The following is a 17,393-nucleotide window of genomic DNA, read 5'->3' as shown; positions in this document are numbered from 1 at the left end:
TCCTTAGTGATTAAGTAAAGCTATATGTTTATATAGTAGGTCAGATTACAGTTAAGTAAAGTTTTTAGTTTATTTAATTGAGGCAGACATAAAAAAACGCGCCGACAATGGGCGCGTTTTTGCAGAGTTTCTGAGCCTTAACACCACGTCATGCGTTGCTGCATTAAGCGGGGCGAAAGGTCGAAGGGTTATTTGATGGCGAAAGTGGGCAGTGAGAGATGCCATCTAATGGCGGCGAGTCGAATGGAAAGTGTGGTGACCATACCTGCAATAGAAGCCGCGACGGAATCCACGTTCGCAGCCAGCGCAAGTGTGTGGATCATACCGCCCGCGAGACATGCTGTTGCGTACACTTCGGTTCTCAATATCATGGGGATTTCTCGGGCTAACACGTCACGGATGATACCACCGCCGCAACCTGTGATGATGCCCATGATGACAGCTACCATCGGTGATGCGCCATAGCTCAGCGCCTTATCAACACCAATGGCGACAAATACAGCCAAGCCGATGGCATCTGCGACAGGGAGAAAGTACCACGGCAGACGACGAGGGCGTCGAATCAGGAGCAGAGACAGTGCGCAGGTCGCCAGAATCATCCACAAGTATTCGGGTGAATTAATCCAAAACACGGGTGTTGCACCCAGCGCCATGTCGCGAATGGTGCCGCCACCGATGGCGGTGACCATGGCAAGTACGACAACCCCGAATGGATCCATGCGGAGTTTACCCGCCAATAAAACGCCTGAAATGGCGAAAACTGCCGTCCCAAACATGTCTAAAAAATACAAAAGCATGATTGCGCTATCCCTATAAAAAGCGCGCGCGATTTTACGTTATTTCCGTAACTGGGCAATCCATTGCGCTGGCTTGTCGGTCATGTTTATTCGAATTAGTGATTCAGATCGCTTCTTACCCGATCAAAGGCTTTGCAGATTTGTGCAACAGCTTTCAATGCGCGTGGTGTTGGGCGGCTGAGCCAATCTCCCGTCACCTCGAAGATGTGTTTGTTTTGTACGGCGGGAATAAATGTTTCCCATGACGTCCACACGTCCATCGGTGCAATTCGGCTGGATGGGTAGAAAATCGCTTGTGGTTTTCTCACCACAATTTGCTCCATGCTGATCTGCGGGTAAGGCGCTGCACTGTTGGCAAAAATGTTCTCGCCGCCACACAAAGAGAATAGAGGTTGCGGCCAATGTTCGCCGTTGTTCGTCATTAATGGTGTGTCACTGAGCTGATAAAAGTACGGCACCTTCGCTTTACCTTTCTGGTTGTCTTCTATCGTTTTCAGCGCTTTTCTCACGTCGTCGGCCCGTGCTTTTGCAGCATTCGGGTCATCAGAGTACGCCCCCAGTTTTTCGATATTGTCTGCAGCGTCATATAAAGAATGCGGGTTGGAATAAAACACCTTGATGCCAAGACGCTCAAGTTTTGCCAGTTCTCGTTCAGGGTTGCCGCCTTGCCACGCAAGCACCAGATCAGGTTCGAGCGCCACGACGCGTTCGATTTTAATGCCACGGTATGAAGCGACTTGTTCTAACTCTAAGGCTTCTGGTGGGTAATCACTGTGGGCACTGACAGCGATAAGGTTTTTCCCTAAACCGGCTTCATAAGCCAGTTCGGTAGTGTGAGGCGATAAGCTGATCACGCGCAGCGGCGCGGCCAATACAAGGCTTGGCAATAAAAGCAAAACAAACAGAATGCGAGACATTAGAGGAATCCGTGTGCGAACCACATGGTGAAACTTTGAAGTACAATCCATAGCCATGCCTTTTGGCGAAGCTGCTGATTCAGCAGGGCTAAATGAACCGATGAGGGAGCAATATCGCCGCCTAATTTGGGGCGGGTGATCTTTTGGTTATCGTAAATGGCTGGGCCGCCGAGAGATAACTGAAACTTTGCGCCTGTGGCAGAAAGTACCCAATCACTGCCGCTCGTCGCCCAGCGTTGCCCGTTATCTCGGATTGCGAGCATGGCGGGTTCAAAGCGGTAGCCGGTGGCAATGAGCAGTGCAAACAATCGTGTTGGCACCCAATCGAGCGCGGAGAGAAAAGCCGCAGAGAACACTCCAAACTCGGCATATTCCTCACGGCGTGTCGGCCAAGTGCGTGCCAATAACACCACGAGCGTATAAAGAAATGCGCCAATGCCTCCGAGCAGGGCATACCAAAACAATACCCCAATGACCTGACGCGCATAACCCAGCAATAAGGTTTCACAGCTGGCTTTGGCGATGCCAACACTGGACAGGCTTTGTGTGTCTCTGTTCAGGGTTTCAGCAAGCAGTGTGCGTGCTGCAGGTTTGTCTTCTCGGGCAAGTGCTTGTTCAAGCTGTTGGGTTTGATTGACGATGGGACGCCAACCAAGGACAAGCCAAAGAAGGAGTAAATCGAACAGCCAAGGGATCCAAACCAGTTGTTTTAAGGCGATGAGCGCGACGGCAAGCGTGAGCCACATGATGCCAAACGCTAATGCGCCCGAAAGCTTACGTTGCTGCGGTTCATCATCAAGATGGTTTACTTTGTCTGCGATAGCTTCTGCTACACGTCGCCAAAGACTGAGAGGGTTGGACGACGGTGGCACTGGAAAAAACCAGTGCAATAGCAAAGCTCCCCACATTGCGAGCAAGGTTGAATAGCCAAGCAAGGTTTCAAACGGTGTAGGGAGCTCGGTCATTATGCGCTAAGCAACTCGACCATTTTCTCAACCATAGCGCTTGAGCTTTTCGCTGCGAGAGGCAGGAACTCATCAAACGTCATTGGTGACTCTTTGTCTGCAACATCAGAGATGGCACGCACGACAACGAAAGGTACGTTGAACTGATGACAGGCTTGAGCAATGGCAGCTGCTTCCATTTCTACCGCAATCACGTTAGGGAAATGTTCACGAATGTAGTTTTGGCGTTCTGCTGTGCAAACGAAGGCATCACCCGTACAGATCAAACCGCGAACCGCATGCGGCGCTGGGCTCATTGCCGCGAGTGCTTGCTCTGCAACGTCCATCAGTTTTTCGTTTGATGTAAAGGTGGCTGGTTGGCCTGCCATTTGACCCATGGTGTAACCAAATGCCGTTACGTCAGCATCGTGGTAAGCCACGTCAGTTGAAACAACCACATCGCCAAGGTTTAGCGAAGGATCGAAACCACCTGCAGAGCCTGTGTTGATCACTTCGGTGACTTTAAAGCGATCAAGCAGAATCGATGTGCTCAGCGCAGCTGCCACTTTACCGATACCTGATTGCAGAAGAACAACATCAACGCCGTTCATGTCGCCTGTGTAGAATTTGCTCCCGGCAATCTCTTGCAGTTGGCAGTTGTTAATTTTGCTTTTTAGCAGGGTAACTTCCTGCTCCATGGCACCGATAATACCAATTTTCATGTTTATACTCGTTCGGTTTTTGGGAATGCACTGAGTGTAACATGGCGGTAAATTCGGGCGAAAAAAAAGTGCCCTTGCGGGCACTTAATTTCGTGATGTTTGACGCTAGCAACGCGGTTTACACCTCAAGGTAATCCAAAATGCCTTCCGCTGCTTTTCTGCCTTCATCGATGGCGGTAACCACCAAATCTGAACCTCGCACTGCATCACCGCCTGCGAAGATTTTCTCGTTGGTGGTTTGATACGCGAATGCGCCTTGCTCTGGCGCTTGGATGCGTCCCCATTGGTCTAAATCAACGTTGAACGGTTCAAGCCAAGACATTTGATGCGGTTGGAAGCCGAAAGCCATGATAACCGCGTCGGCGGGCAGTACATGTTCGCTGCCTTTGACGGGTTCAGGACGGCGACGGCCTGCTTCGTCAGGTTCACCCAACTGGGTTTTCACCACGGTGACGCCTGTCACGTTGCCGTTGCTGTCCACTTCAAGGCCAAGAGGCTGAAGGTTGAACATGAAGTTCACGCCTTCCTCTTTGGCATTTTTCACCTCACGGCGAGAGCCTGGCATGTTGGCTTCGTCGCGGCGGTAAGCACACACAACGTTTTTCGCACCATGGCGAATCGAGGTGCGAACACAGTCCATGGCGGTATCACCACCGCCAAGGACAACAACCTGCTTGCCAGCCATGTCGATGAACTCAGGGGCATCGCCTTCCAGTTCCATGACGCGGTAAGTGTTGGCAATCAAAAATGGCAGGGCATCGTAAACACCCGGTGCGTCTTCGTTTTCAAGACCTGCTCGCATGGACTTGTATGTACCGACGCCAAGGAAGACGGCGTCATACTCCTTGATAAGCGCATCCAAGGTAATGTCTGAACCGACTTCAGTATTCAATTGGAATTCCACGCCCATTTCGGTAAAGACGCGCTGACGATTGCGCATGATGTCTTTTTCCAATTTGAACGAGGGAATGCCAAAGGTCAGCAAGCCGCCAATCTCTGGGTAGCGGTCGAACACTACGGGTTTTACGCCGTTACGAACAAGGACGTCTGCACAGGCAAGACCCGCAGGGCCCGCACCAATGATGGCAACTTTCTTATCGGTCCACTCCACGCCAGACATGTCTGGCTTCCAGCCCATTTCAAAGGCTTTGTCGGTGATGTATTTTTCGACATTACCAATGGTCACGGCACCGAAATCGTCATTTAGCGTACAGGAGCCTTCGCACAAGCGGTCTTGAGGACACACACGACCACAGACTTCAGGCAAGCTGTTGGTCTGGTGAGATAGCTCTACCGCTTCAATGATGCGGCCTTCATTCGCCAGTTTAAGCCACTGAGGAATGTAGTTGTGAACGGGACATTTCCATTCACAGTAAGGGTTACCACAGTCCAAACAGCGATCAGATTGCGCGGATGCTTGCGTGCTCGTGAAGGGTTCGTAGATTTCAACGAACTCTGTCTTACGTGTTTTGATCGGCTTCTTACGTGGGTCGATACGTTGTACGTCGATAAATTGGTATACGTTCTGGCTCATAAGGTCCTCCGTTACTGCGCCTGAACACGCAGCTCTGCTGCGCTTCGGCTTTGGTGACCGAGCAGAGAGCGTACGTCTGCTGCTTTAGGTTTCACCAGATAGAATTTACTGATCCATTGTTCAAAGTCGGCGAGGATTTCCTGCGCACGAGCGGAACCGGTGAGTTCCAGATGTTGATCAATGAGACCACGGAGGTGCTCTTGATGAATGGTTAAGTTCTCAAGTGAGAGCGCTTCAACCAGTTCAGGGTTTACACGGCCTGCAAAATCGCCCGTTTCATCCAGCACGTAAGCAAAACCACCCGTCATGCCTGCGCCGAAGTTGACGCCACAATGCCCGAGGATGGCCACAATACCGCCCGTCATGTATTCGCAGGCATTGTCGCCAGCGCCTTCCACCACGGCTAAAGAGCCTGAGTTACGCACGGCAAAGCGCTCACCCGCCGTACCTGCTGCAAACAACTTACCGCCCGTTGCGCCGTACAAACAGGTGTTACCGATGATGGTCGATTCATGCGAACGGAATGCTGAGCCCACAGGCGGCTTGATGATGATCCTGCCGCCTGCCATGCCTTTACCGACATAGTCATTGGCATCGCCCGTGAGCGTGATGTGCACGCCGCCTGCATTCCAAACCCCCAGAGATTGCCCGGCAGTACCTTGCAACTGGATATTGAGTGGTGTGCCCGCCATTCCTTGGTTGCCGTAACGTTTCGCGATTTCTCCCGACAAGGTCGCGCCGATGGAGCGGTCGGTGTTTTTGACGTTGAGGTACGTACTCGCGGGTTGACGTTTTTCGATGGAATCGGCAAACGTGCCTAAGAGTGTTTGGTTCAGCAAGGCTTTATCAAACGGAGGATTTGGCTCTGTCCAATACACGGATTTACCCGCTACCGGTGTTGGTGATTCAAGGATGCTGCTCAAATCGAGTTTGAGCTGCTTGGCCGTGAACCCGTCAACCGCTTCTAGCAAGTCTGTGCGACCAATTAAATCGGTAAGTTTTTCGACGCCAAGTTCTGCCATCAGCTCGCGCACTTCTTCAGCAAGGCCTTTAAAGAAGTTCATCACTTGCTCTGGCAAGCCTTTGAAGTAATCGCGACGCAGGGTGTCATCTTGCGTTGCAACACCGGTCGCGCAGTTATTTAAGTGACAGATACGCAGGTACTTACAACCAAGAGCGACCATAGGTGCCGTACCAAAACCGAAGCTTTCTGCACCCAATATGGTGGCCTTGATGATGTCTAAACCGGTTTTTAACCCGCCATCCACTTGAAGGCGAATTTTATGGCGAAGGCCGTTTGCCACAAGCGCTTGTTGGGTTTCAGCAAGGCCAAGCTCCCACGGGCTACCTGCGTATTTCACAGAAGTCAGTGGGCTTGCGCCTGTGCCACCGTCGTAGCCGGAAATAGTGATGAGATCGGCATAGGCTTTCGCCACACCGACCGCGATGGTGCCTACGCCCGGTTCAGATACCAACTTCACCGACACCAGCGCGCCAGGATTCACTTGTTTGAGATCGAAAATCAGCTGCGCCAAATCTTCAATCGAATAAATGTCATGGTGCGGCGGTGGAGAGATGAGCGTCACGCCTTGTACTGAGTGACGAAGACGCGCAATTTCTGCCGTGACTTTATGGCCTGGTAGTTGTCCACCTTCACCCGGTTTTGCACCTTGCGCCACTTTGATTTGCAGCACGTCGGCGTTAGTCAGGTAATGGGGTGTCACGCCAAAGCGGCCGGAAGCAATCTGCTTGATACGAGAGTTGCGCTCAGAGTTAAAGCGGCGCGGGTCTTCGCCACCTTCACCCGAGTTGGAATTACCGCCAAGGCGGTTCATCGCAATCGCGAGGGCTTCATGTGCTTCAGGGCTCAAGGCGCCAATAGACATGGCGGCGGAGTCGAAACGCTTAAACAGTTCGCTGGCGGGTTCAACGTGCTCAAGAACCGCCGGTTTTTCAACGGGCTTGAGGCGCATTAAATCGCGAATTGACGAAACAGGGCGGCTGTTGACGGTTTGTGCATAGCTCTTATAGTCAACACTTTCGCCGGATTTCACTGCAGATTGCAGCGAGTTAACGACATCTGGGTTGTACGCGTGGTATTCACCGCCGTGAACATATTTGAGTAAGCCACCATGATCGATAGGCTTACGCTTGAGCCAAGCGCGACGCGATAGGTTGACGAGATCTTGCTGGAAATCATCAAAATCTGCGCCTTGAATACGGCTTGCCACACCTTTAAAGCAAAGGTTAACCACGTTGTCATTAAGGCCGACAGCTTCAAACAACTGAGAACAGCGGTAAGAGGCAATGGTCGAAATGCCCATCTTAGACATGATCTTAAACAGGCCTTTATGGATACCATTTCGGAAGTTAAGTGCCGCTTCCGACATGGTTTTGGCAATCACTTTGTTGTCGACCATTTTGCCGATGGATTCATACGCGAGGTATGGGTAAACCGCTGTTGCACCAAAGCCAAGTAAAACGGCAAATTGGTGTGGATCGCGCGCAGACGCGGTTTCGATAACAATGTTGGCATCACAACGCAGGTTTGCGTTTACCAAACGTTGTTGAACGGCACCGACGGCCATGGCTGCAGGGATTGGTAGTTTGTCTTTTGCGATGCCGCGATCAGAGAGAACAACCAAAACCGTGCCGTCACGAACGACGCGCTCAGCCTGGTCGCATACATCAATAATGGCTTGCTCGAGATCTTTCTCTGCAGGATTGAAGTTGATGTCGATGATGCTGTTTTGATAATACTCATCGTCCAATTCAAGTAACTGAACCATGTCTGAATACAACAGAACAGGGCTTTTGAACGAGACGCGGTGTGCGTGACCATCGGTTTCTGAGAAGACATTTTTCTCTCGACCAATCGATGTGGCGAGCGACATGACGTGGTTTTCACGTAACGGATCGATCGGTGGGTTGGTCACCTGTGCGAATTTTTGACGGAAGTAATCCGCGACGTTTCGTGCTTTGGAAGAAAGTACCGCCATTGGCGTGTCATCGCCCATCGAGCCTGTCGCTTCCTGACCGATGTCACCGAGAACGCGCAGCACTTGATCGAGCTCTTCGCCCGAGACGCCGTAGAGTTTTTGGTAAACCTGAAGCTCATCATCGTCCATGCTGCGCTGGCTCGCGCGATCGCTTGGGTCCATGTCTTCGAATGGCGTGAGGCGTCGAACGTTTTTATCAAGCCATGCTTTGTACGGGTGACGACCTTTCAGATCGTTATCGATGTCGGCGGAGTGCCAGACTTCACCGTCAAAGGTATCAATTACCAACAACTCACCCGGACCAACGCGGCCTTTTTCGGCCACTTCGTCCGGCGCGTAATCCCAGATGCCGACTTCGGAGGCGAGGGTGATCAGTTTGTCTTTGGTGACAACATATCGCGCGGGGCGAAGACCATTTCGGTCGAGGTTACACGCGGCGTATCGACCGTCTGACATCACAATGCCCGCAGGACCGTCCCACGGTTCCATGTGCATGGAGTTAAAGTCGTAAAACGCGCGTAGATCGTCATCCATGTCTGGGTGATTTTGCCACGCGGGTGGCACAAGCATGCGCATTGCTCGGAATAAATCCATGCCGCCAGCCAAGAAGACTTCCAGCATGTTATCAAGACTTGAACTGTCTGAGCCTGTTTCATTCACAAACGGCGCGGCTTGCTCTAGATCAGGCAGCAGCGGCGATTTAAATTTGTAAGCACGCGCGCGAGCCCATTGGCGGTTACCTTCAATGGTGTTGATTTCACCATTGTGCGCCAAATAGCGAAACGGCTGAGCCAGTGGCCAGCGAGGCGTGGTGTTGGTTGAAAAACGCTGGTGGAACAAACAGATCGAAGACTCAAGACGAAGATCGGCCAGATCGAGATAGAACCTTGGTAGATCAGCCGGCATACACAAGCCTTTATAGACAATGGTGCGCGTCGATAGGCTGGTGATGTAGAAATCAGCGTCTTCTTGCAGGGCTTTTTCTGCGCGGCGACGTGCGATATACAGACGGCGCTCGAGATCGCGGGCCCGCCAACCAGCAGGGCCATTGATAAAGACTTGCTCAATCGTTGGGACCGAACTGAGGGCGATTTCACCCAGTACATCTGAATTGGTTGGCACTTCACGCCAACCGACAATAGACAGAGTTTCGGCTTCAATTTCTCGTTCAAAGATCGCTTTGGCTTTTTTGGCTTTCTCGGGATCTTGGCTGAGGAAAATCATACCGACGCCGTAGAGTTTACTGAGTGTCCAGTTGTTCTCTTCGGCAATAATACGGAAAAAGTTATCGGGCTTTTGAAGTAATAAGCCGCAACCATCACCGGTTTTCCCATCGGCGTTAATCGCGCCGCGGTGGGTCATTCGGTCTAGTGCGGAAATGGCTGTTCTGACAAGTTTGTGGCTAGCTTCACCCTCTGTGTGGGCGATCAAGCCAAAGCCACAGTTGTCTTTCTCCAGCATCGGATCATACAGCGACATTGCAATTCTCCCTTGCGACTGCTCCAAGCAGTGACTGCAGTTTCTTAATGTCTTCCTGACATCGTTTGTTGATTAACTGTGATCAGTGTTTTTTCTACCGACCCTGCACGTTATCTATTATTGATGAACAGGTCAAATTTCGTCACGTTACATTAACTTTACGAATTAACAGCGATATATATCGAAAAGGCACGCTAGGGTTAGCATTTTATGGTGGTTTTTTTTAACTCAGTCGCAGAGATTACTGGATGAAAACGACGGGGTGTGGGGTGTGTTGTGTGGGATTTTTAGCGTTTTGATGAATTGCTTGTGGTGAAAAAGAAAAAAGCCAGCCACAGAGGGCTGGCAAAACTGGAAGATAACACTTACTTATTATTATGCGGAGAGCATCAACGAGTCAGCTTTTGCCTCGAGATGCGTATCACCCATAAGGAAGGCATCAATCGCGCGCGCACATTCACGGCCTTCGTTGATACAACGAACAACCAATGATTGACCTGTACGCATATCACCTGCGGCGAAAACGCCTTTTTGACTGGTTTGATAGCCTTGCGTTGCCACGTTTCCGCGGTCATCCAAGGCAACATCGAGTTGTGCTAATACACCGTGTGGTTCTGGGTGTAGGAAGCCCATCGCCAAGAAGGCTTGATCACATGGAATAACACGCTCAGTACCCGCGACTTCTTCAAAGCCAGGGCGTTCGCCCGGTGCTGCGTCTTTCCAAACGATGTCAGCAATACGTAGCGCTTTGACATTGCCTGCATCATCACCGATGAATTCTTTGGTCAGAATGTTCCAGTGACGATCACAACCTTCTTCATGTGACGTCGAGGTACGCATGATCATCGGGTATTGCGGCCAAGGCATGTTTGCAGGGCGCTGCTCTGGTGGAATCGGCATGATCTCAACCTGTGTAATGCTCTTCGCACCATGACGGTTTGAAGTACCCACACAGTCAGAACCTGTATCACCACCACCAATAACCACAACGTGTTTATCTTTCGCGTGAATTTCTTCGGTTTTCAGATCCATGTCGTTAGCACGGCGGTTGTTTTGACCAAGGAATTCCATGGCAAAGTGTACGCCTTTAAGCTCGCGGCCTGGGATAGGCAAATCGCGCGGCACGGTTGAACCACCGGTGAGCAATACCACATCAAAATCTTGACGAATTTGATGCGCGTTAACCGTCACACCTACGTGTGCGTTCACTTCAAATTGCACGCCAGCTTCGGCCATTAGATTGATCTTACGATCGATAATGTCCATACCGAGTTTGAAATCTGGAATACCGAAACGCAGCAAACCACCGACTTTTTCATCACGTTCAAAAACAGTGACGGAATGGCCTGCACTGTTAAGTTGCTCTGCAGCAGACAAGCCCGCAGGACCTGAACCGATGATGGCGACTTTTTTACCAGTGCGAGACGTTGGCGTTTTTGGCTTAGCGTAGCCTTCACGATACGCCGTCTCTACGATGGTTTTTTCGATGTTACAGATGGTGATTGGGTCTTGGTTAATGCCCAAGACACATGAGCTTTCACACGGTGCAGGGCACACACGTCCCGTGAACTCAGGGAAGTTATTGGTAGAACTTAAAATGTTCCACGCCTCTTCCCAGCTGTCGCGATATACCGCGTCATTGAATTCAGGAATGATGTTACCGATTGGGCAACCGTTATGACAAAACGGGACACCACAATCCATACAACGTGATGATTGCTCGTTAATCTTTTCACCAAACTCTTCGTTCAGGACAAATTCCTTGTTGTCTTGAATACGAACAGCAGGGTCTTTTTTGCCCGGGAGTTCTCGGCCAAATTCTAAAAATCCAGTTGGCTTACCCATTTACAGCCTCCACTTCTTCCTTGTTTTCGGCTTCCGCTTTGCGTTGTTCCAGCACAGCTTTGTAATCGCGCGGCATCACTTTCACGATGCGCTTGAGGTTCTCATCAACATTCGACAAGAAGGTCTCCGCAACGGCACTGCCAGTAAGTGCTTGGTGTTTACCAATCATCTCTTTCAGCAGTTCGATGTCTTCTGCATCCAATGGATCCAAGTCAACCAACTCAGGGTTTAGCTTAGATTCAAAGTTTTCGAACTGGTCCCAGATATAAGCAACACCGCCACTCATACCCGCTGCAAAGTTACGGCCTGTTTGGCCAAGCACGATAGCAACACCGCCAGTCATGTACTCACAGCCGTGGTCGCCAATGCCTTCAACAACCACTTTCGCGCCAGAGTTACGCACACAGAAACGTTCGCCAGCGACACCGCGAATGAATGACTCACCCGAGGTTGCGCCGTAGAAACAGACGTTACCAACAACAATGTTGTCTTCGGCGATGATGTCGCTCTTCGCGTCTGGGTAAAGTACCAAGGTACCGCCAGATAAACCTTTACCCCAGTAGTCGTTCGCATCGCCTTCGACTTCGAACTTCACGCCTTTCGCAAGGAATGCACCGAAGCTTTGACCGGCAGAGCCTTTGAATTTCACATTCATCTGCTCAGGTAGGCCTTGGTCTTTGTAAATTTTCGAAATCTCATTCGACAACATGGTACCCGCGCTGCGGTCTGTGTTGACGATAGCGAACTCGGCATCCACTTTGCGGCCTTCATAAAGCGCACTTGATGCGGCTTCAATCAAGCGGCGATCCAGAATGGTTTCAAGACCGTGGTTCTGCTCGCGCTGGCAGTACATGCCGTCGCCTTCGCGTGGCTCTTCTTTGTGAAGAACAACATTGAGGTCAAGGTTCTGGTATTTCCAGTGACCCACATCGCTACGTACTTTCAGGTGCTGAGATTGACCGACCATGTCGTTAATGGTGCGGTAGCCAAGCTCTGCCATCACTTCACGTAAGCCTTCGGCCATGTAAGTGAAGAAGGTCACGATGTCTTCTACGCGGCCGTCAAAGCGCTCACGCAGGGTTTTATCTTGTGTTGCGATACCTACCGGGCAGGTGTTGAGGTGACACTTACGCATCATGATGCAACCTTCAACAACCAGTGCTGCGGTTGCCACGCCCCATTCTTCTGCGCCCAGTAGTGTTGCCACGGCTAAGTCGCGAGGGGTTTTCATCTGACCATCTGATTGAACGACGATACGGTTACGTAGGCCGTTTTTCAGCAGTGTTTGGTGTGTTTCCGCCAAACCCAGCTCCCATGGCAGACCCGCGTGTTTGATTGACGACAGTGGTGATGCACCTGTGCCGCCATCAAAACCTGCAATCAGAACCACGTCAGCTTTGGCTTTTGCTACGCCTGACGCGATGGTGCCTACACCCGCTTCTGATACCAGCTTGACGTTAACACGCGCTTCGCGGTTCGCGTTTTTCAGGTCATAAATCAGCTGCGCCAAATCCTCGATAGAGTAGATATCGTGGTGTGGCGGTGGTGAAATGAGGCCGACCCCTGGGGTGGAGTGACGTGTGCGACCAATCCAGTCATCGACTTTGTGACCTGGAAGCTGACCACCTTCACCTGGCTTCGCGCCTTGCGCCATTTTGATTTGGATCTCAGCGGCATTGGTGAGGTAGTAAGACGTCACACCGAAACGGCCTGATGCAACTTGTTTAATCGCAGAGCGTTCCCAATCACCGTTTTCTTTCTTCTCAAAACGGGCTGGATCTTCGCCGCCTTCACCTGAGTTCGACTTGGCACCGATGCGGTTCATTGCAACAGCAAGGGTTGAGTGCGCTTCATGCGAGATAGAACCAAAGCTCATTGCACCGGTCGCGAAACGCTTCAGGATGCTTTCGATTGGCTCAACCTCTTCAAGAGGGATACTACCTGCTGGATTCTTCACAAAATCAAACTGGCTACGCAGCGTTGCAGCATTATCGCCTTGGCTGTCTACAGCGTGGCAATACTCTTTGAACTGCTTAACGTCTTTGTTGCGCGTTGAGTTTTGCAGCAAGTGGATAGTTTCAGGGTTAAACAGGTGCTTCTCACCACGTTGTTTCCACTGATAAACACCACCGACATCCAGCATTTGAACTGGGATTTCACGCGTTGGGTAACCCAGACGGTGACGGACGAGCACTTCTTTCGCGATGTCATCAATGGTCAGGCCTTGAATACGCGACACAGTGCCGGTGAAGTATTTGTCGACAACCGCTTTGCTGATACCCAATGCTTCAAAGATTTGTGCACCATGGTAAGACTGAAGGGTTGAAATACCCATTTTCGAGAAGATTTTCAGCAAGCCTGCGTTGATTGACTTGCGGTAGTTCTCGAACAACACATCCACGTCCGCTTCTGGATCAAGCTTCTTCGTGCGCTGTAAATCCACCAAAGTTTCGTAGACTAGGTACGGGTTAACAGCATTCGCACCGTAGCCAACGAGTGTGGCGAAGTGATGGGTTTCACGAGCATCGCCCGTTTCGATAACAATGTCCGCTTTCGCACGAAGGCCTTTGCGGATCAGGTGGTGGTGAACCGCACCCACAGCAAGCATCGCAGGGATAGCTGCATGGTTTGAGTTCACTGCACGGTCAGTCAGAAGAATGATGGAGTAACCATCGTTAACCGCATCTTCTGCATACTGACAAATACGTTTTAGCGCGCGCTCTAGCTTGCCGTTTTCACCGCTTGCTCGGAACACGATATCCAGCGTTTTCGCTTGAAGGTGGTCGTTATCAATGGCACGCAGCTTTTCTAGCTCTGCATTGCTCAGAACTGGGGTTTCCAATTCCACTTTGCGGCAATGCTCCGGCGTTTCGATCAGTAGGTTTTGGTCTTTACCTAGGTAGGTTTTTAAAGACATAACCATACGCTCACGAATCGGATCGATAGGTGGGTTGGTGACCTGTGCGAACAACTGCTTGAAGTAGTTAGAAAGGTGCTGAGATTGGTGAGAAAGCACAGCCAAAGGCCAGTCAGCGCCCATTGCGCCAAGCGGTTCTTTTGCGTCTTTCGCCATCGGTACCAGAATTTCATTCACTTCTTCTGATGTCACACCAAACGCTTGTTGGTGATGAAGAAGGCGATCTGGCGACGGTTGATGGTGCTTGGAGTCTGCTTCTGGCAGTTTATCCAGTTTCAGCAAATTCTTCTCAACCCACTCTTGGTAAGGTTGCGCTGATGCGATTTCGTTTTTCACTTCTTCATCAGAAATGATGCGACCCTGTTCGAGGTCGGCAACGAAGATACGGCCAGGTTGTAAACGACCACGGAAGTGAACGTTTTCTGGCGCGATCTCTACCACACCTGACTCGGATGCCATGATGAGGTAGTCGTCTTTTGTCACGGTATAGCGGCTTGGGCGAAGACCGTTACGGTCTAGTGTCGCGCCGACTTTTACGCCATCAGTGAAACACAAAGAGGCAGGGCCATCCCATGGTTCCATGATGTTTGCGTGGAATTGGTAGAAAGCACGGAGTTTAGGGTCCATGTCTTTCTTCTCTTGCCAAGCTTCTGGCACCATCATCATCAAGACGTGCGGCATGCTGCGTCCAGACAGAGTAAGGAGCTCTAGCGCCATGTCGAAGTTAGCAGAGTCAGATGCGCCTTCTTGACAGATAGGCAGTAGCATCTTGAGTTCTTGATCGCTGAACAGTTTCGATTCCAGCAGTGCTTCACGTGCTTTCATCCAGTTCAGGTTACCGCGAACGGTATTGATTTCGCCGTTGTGCGCGATGTTACGGAAAGGCTGAGCCAAGCGCCAACGTGGGAATGTATTGGTTGAGAAGCGCGAGTGAACCAGTGCCAACGCTGTGACCATCGAAGAATTTTGAAGGTCTAAGAAATATTGTGGCACCTGCTCTGTGGTCAATTGACCTTTGTAGACCAGTGTTTTCGCTGAGAACGAGTTGATGTAGAAGTCATCACCAATGTTCGACACGCTTTCAAGACACACGCGAACGGTGTAGTTACGAAGAACAAACAGTTTGCGCTCGAGTTCATCGATTGAAAGGTGTTCGCCACCAGTAACAAATGCGTGTTCAAAATGGGGTTCTGTGCTTAATGGGTCGGCACCGATCATGGAGTTATCGGTTGGCAGTTCACGGTAGCCAATCACCTCCAGATCAAGACGCTTTGCATTACGCTCAAAAATCTCACGGCACTGATAACGTTTGTTTTCGTCTCTTGGGAAGAGCATTACACCGACGCCGTACTTATCTGCCGACGGAAGTTGAATGCCAAGTGCGCGTGTTTCTTCAAGAAGAAACTCGTGAGGTTTTTGAAGAAGAATACCCGCACCGTCACCGCTGCATGGATCGCAGCCTTGACCGCCACGGTGTTCCATACGAGCCAGCATGTCGAGTGCTTGGGTCACTATCGCATGGGACTTTCTGTTTTTTAGGTGGGCAACGAAGCCGATACCACAGGCATCGTGTTCCATCTCGGGCACATAGAGCCCCTCGGTGCGTAGCACTGAATCTGTCATCTTTACGTCCTTCCAGTTGACACAAATGCAGTGGATGCATTTGTCTTCCCTTGCCATACCTGTTGCGGGCATGGGCATAGCGGACACGAATATAGGATCAACAAAAGTGTTGTTTCCTGGTGTCCAAGCCAGATTACTTCTACCAAGAAAAGTAATCCTTTTTTCTACAAAACTATGTAGATCTGCTGCGCTTTTTTCTAAATGCCAAATATGTCGCTATGAACAGGCGCAATTTCGCGAATTATATTGCTCACAATTTAGTCGCAGCTGTAGATATCCTACATATTCCGGAATTTAATTACCATAAAAACTTAACAATCAATTGCGCATCATTTTACATTAACTGCGTTTAATCTCGATAATAATGACTAATTATTCGGTATGGGGTCATTTTGTTGAATATCGAGTTTTCCTCCCGGAGGGGGGCGCTAGGTGAATGTTTTTATTTTGTAATTTTTTTTCAATTCGTCGCACAAAATTACTATTTTGATTGATTCAATCGAGCTTTTCGGCTTTGTGCTGGTGATAAAATCGACGGCTTTTTTTCAGCATCATAATTTTATTACGTTCAACACTGAGGCGGTCGACGATGGAACTTCATCATTTGGTGAATACCTTTGGTCAGGATTTACAACGCAGGTATGGCGAAAAAGTACACAAGCTTACGTTGCATGGTGGGTTTAGTTGCCCCAATCGAGATGGCACGTTAGGCCGCGGCGGTTGTACATTTTGCAACGTTGCGTCCTTTGCTGATGAAACGGCACAACAGCTCTCTGTCACAACGCAGTTGGTACAGCGCGCGGGTGAAATTGGCCGAGCGAAGCGGTATTTGGCGTATTTTCAGGCATACACAAGCACGTATGCGGAAGTCGAAAAACTGAAAGCCATGTATGAAGAAGCACTTAAAACCGCTGACATTGTTGGCTTGTGTGTCGGCACGCGTCCTGACTGTGTGCCTGATGCCGTGCTTGAGTTGTTAGCAAGCTATCGTGCTCAAGGCTTTGAGATCTGGCTAGAGCTTGGTCTTCAGACCGCCAATGACAAAACCCTGCACCGTATAAATCGCGGGCATGATTTCGCTTGCTATGATCGTGTTACCAAGAAGGCGAGAGCCCTTGGGTTGAACGTTTGTACCCACCTTATTGTTGGTTTGCCGGGTGACACACGCGCCGATCATATCGACACCATTGAACGTGTCGTTGAAACAGGAACGGACGGGATTAAGCTGCATCCTCTTCACATTGTTGAAGGCAGCGTCATGGCCAAATCTTGGCGTGCAGGGCGTTTGGGTGAAATCACAATAGAGGATTATGTCGAGAGTGCATCAGAGATGATCCTTCGAACGCCATCAAATGTTGTTTATCATCGCGTCTCTGCGAGTGCGCGTCGTCCAACCTTGCTTGCGCCAACGTGGTGCGAGAACCGTTGGCTTGCGATGACGGGCGTTGCGCGTGCATTGACGGAAAAGGGCGCACAAGGGACATTGCTTAATGATGCCTTTGTCTTTCCCTCCTAGAATGACCAAATCAGTGTTTACTGGGCATATCTCGGTTGAGCTGAGGAAAATCGGGGTCTCCTAGAGAATCTCCGTCGCAAAACGGTGTAGGCTTATTCGT

At 50.4% G+C, this 17,393-nt stretch carries 9 protein-coding genes; 1 reads left to right on the top strand and 8 read right to left on the bottom strand.

Annotation, left to right across the window (positions count from 1 at the left end):
• Window positions 1-188 precede the first annotated feature (188 nt).
• From EQP46_RS21030 to gltB (EQP46_RS20995), 8 genes are all read right to left on the bottom strand, one after another.
• Window positions 189-797: a TRIC cation channel family protein gene (locus EQP46_RS21030; protein ID WP_129495507.1), complete on the bottom strand. Its 609-nt coding sequence runs from the start codon at window positions 795-797 to the stop codon at window positions 189-191.
• Window positions 798-892: 95 nt separating this feature from the next.
• Window positions 893-1,714: a vitamin B12 ABC transporter substrate-binding protein BtuF gene (gene btuF / locus EQP46_RS21025; RefSeq protein WP_129495506.1), complete on the bottom strand. Its 822-nt coding sequence runs from the start codon at window positions 1,712-1,714 to the stop codon at window positions 893-895.
• On the bottom strand, window positions 1,714-2,679 hold the full coding sequence (locus EQP46_RS21020) for a cobalamin biosynthesis family protein (RefSeq protein ID WP_129495505.1): 966 nt from the start codon (window positions 2,677-2,679) through the stop codon (window positions 1,714-1,716). The genes btuF and EQP46_RS21020 overlap by 1 nt, the downstream gene beginning before the upstream one ends.
• Window positions 2,679-3,380: a 5'-methylthioadenosine/S-adenosylhomocysteine nucleosidase gene (mtnN, locus tag EQP46_RS21015; protein ID WP_129495504.1), complete on the bottom strand. Its 702-nt coding sequence runs from the start codon at window positions 3,378-3,380 to the stop codon at window positions 2,679-2,681. Before mtnN ends, EQP46_RS21020 begins: the two co-directional genes overlap by 1 nt.
• A 118-nt stretch (window positions 3,381-3,498) precedes the next feature.
• Window positions 3,499-4,914 (bottom strand): FAD-dependent oxidoreductase, encoded by a 1,416-nt coding sequence (locus tag EQP46_RS21010; protein WP_129495503.1) that lies wholly within the window; start codon window positions 4,912-4,914, stop codon window positions 3,499-3,501.
• Window positions 4,915-4,925: 11 nt separating this feature from the next.
• Entirely contained in the window at window positions 4,926-9,392 is a 4,467-nt protein-coding gene (gene gltB / locus EQP46_RS21005) for a glutamate synthase large subunit (protein ID WP_129495502.1), read from the bottom strand.
• Between the two features lie 375 nt (window positions 9,393-9,767).
• The gene (locus EQP46_RS21000; RefSeq protein ID WP_129495501.1) at window positions 9,768-11,237 is read right to left on the bottom strand and encodes a glutamate synthase subunit beta; all 1,470 of its coding nucleotides are present in this window, start codon (window positions 11,235-11,237) and stop codon (window positions 9,768-9,770) included.
• Window positions 11,230-15,777, bottom strand: coding sequence for a glutamate synthase large subunit (gene gltB / locus EQP46_RS20995; RefSeq protein WP_129495500.1), 4,548 nt, complete (start codon window positions 15,775-15,777; stop codon window positions 11,230-11,232). Before gltB (EQP46_RS20995) ends, EQP46_RS21000 begins: the two co-directional genes overlap by 8 nt.
• 589 nt (window positions 15,778-16,366) lie before the next feature.
• Between gltB (EQP46_RS20995) and mnmL the strand changes: the two genes are divergently transcribed.
• Complete coding sequence (gene mnmL, locus EQP46_RS20990) at window positions 16,367-17,293, top strand: tRNA modification radical SAM protein MnmL/YtqA (protein ID WP_129495499.1); 927 nt, start codon at window positions 16,367-16,369, stop codon at window positions 17,291-17,293.
• The last annotated feature ends 100 nt before the right edge of the window (window positions 17,294-17,393 follow it).

This window comes from Enterovibrio baiacu (assembly GCF_004120195.1).
Classification (GTDB): domain Bacteria; phylum Pseudomonadota; class Gammaproteobacteria; order Enterobacterales; family Vibrionaceae; genus Enterovibrio; species Enterovibrio baiacui.
The sequence above is the reverse complement of the archived record's forward strand: the minus strand, read 5'-3'. Positions and strand labels throughout refer to the sequence as shown.

What these genes read in the sequence shown, in the direction of transcription:
- btuF (WP_129495506.1), bottom strand. Translation starts at nt 1,714, where the DNA reads ATGTCTCGCATTCTGTTTGTTTTGCTTTTATTGCCAAGCCTTGTATTG.
- EQP46_RS21030 (WP_129495507.1), bottom strand. Translation starts at nt 797, where the DNA reads ATGCTTTTGTATTTTTTAGACATGTTTGGGACGGCAGTTTTCGCCATT.
- gltB (WP_129495502.1), bottom strand. Translation starts at nt 9,392, where the DNA reads ATGTCGCTGTATGATCCGATGCTGGAGAAAGACAACTGTGGCTTTGGC.
- EQP46_RS21010 (WP_129495503.1), bottom strand. Translation starts at nt 4,914, where the DNA reads ATGAGCCAGAACGTATACCAATTTATCGACGTACAACGTATCGACCCA.
- mnmL (WP_129495499.1), top strand. Translation starts at nt 16,367, where the DNA reads ATGGAACTTCATCATTTGGTGAATACCTTTGGTCAGGATTTACAACGC.
- gltB (WP_129495500.1), bottom strand. Translation starts at nt 15,777, where the DNA reads ATGACAGATTCAGTGCTACGCACCGAGGGGCTCTATGTGCCCGAGATG.
- EQP46_RS21020 (WP_129495505.1), bottom strand. Translation starts at nt 2,679, where the DNA reads ATGACCGAGCTCCCTACACCGTTTGAAACCTTGCTTGGCTATTCAACC.
- EQP46_RS21000 (WP_129495501.1), bottom strand. Translation starts at nt 11,237, where the DNA reads ATGGGTAAGCCAACTGGATTTTTAGAATTTGGCCGAGAACTCCCGGGC.
- mtnN (WP_129495504.1), bottom strand. Translation starts at nt 3,380, where the DNA reads ATGAAAATTGGTATTATCGGTGCCATGGAGCAGGAAGTTACCCTGCTA.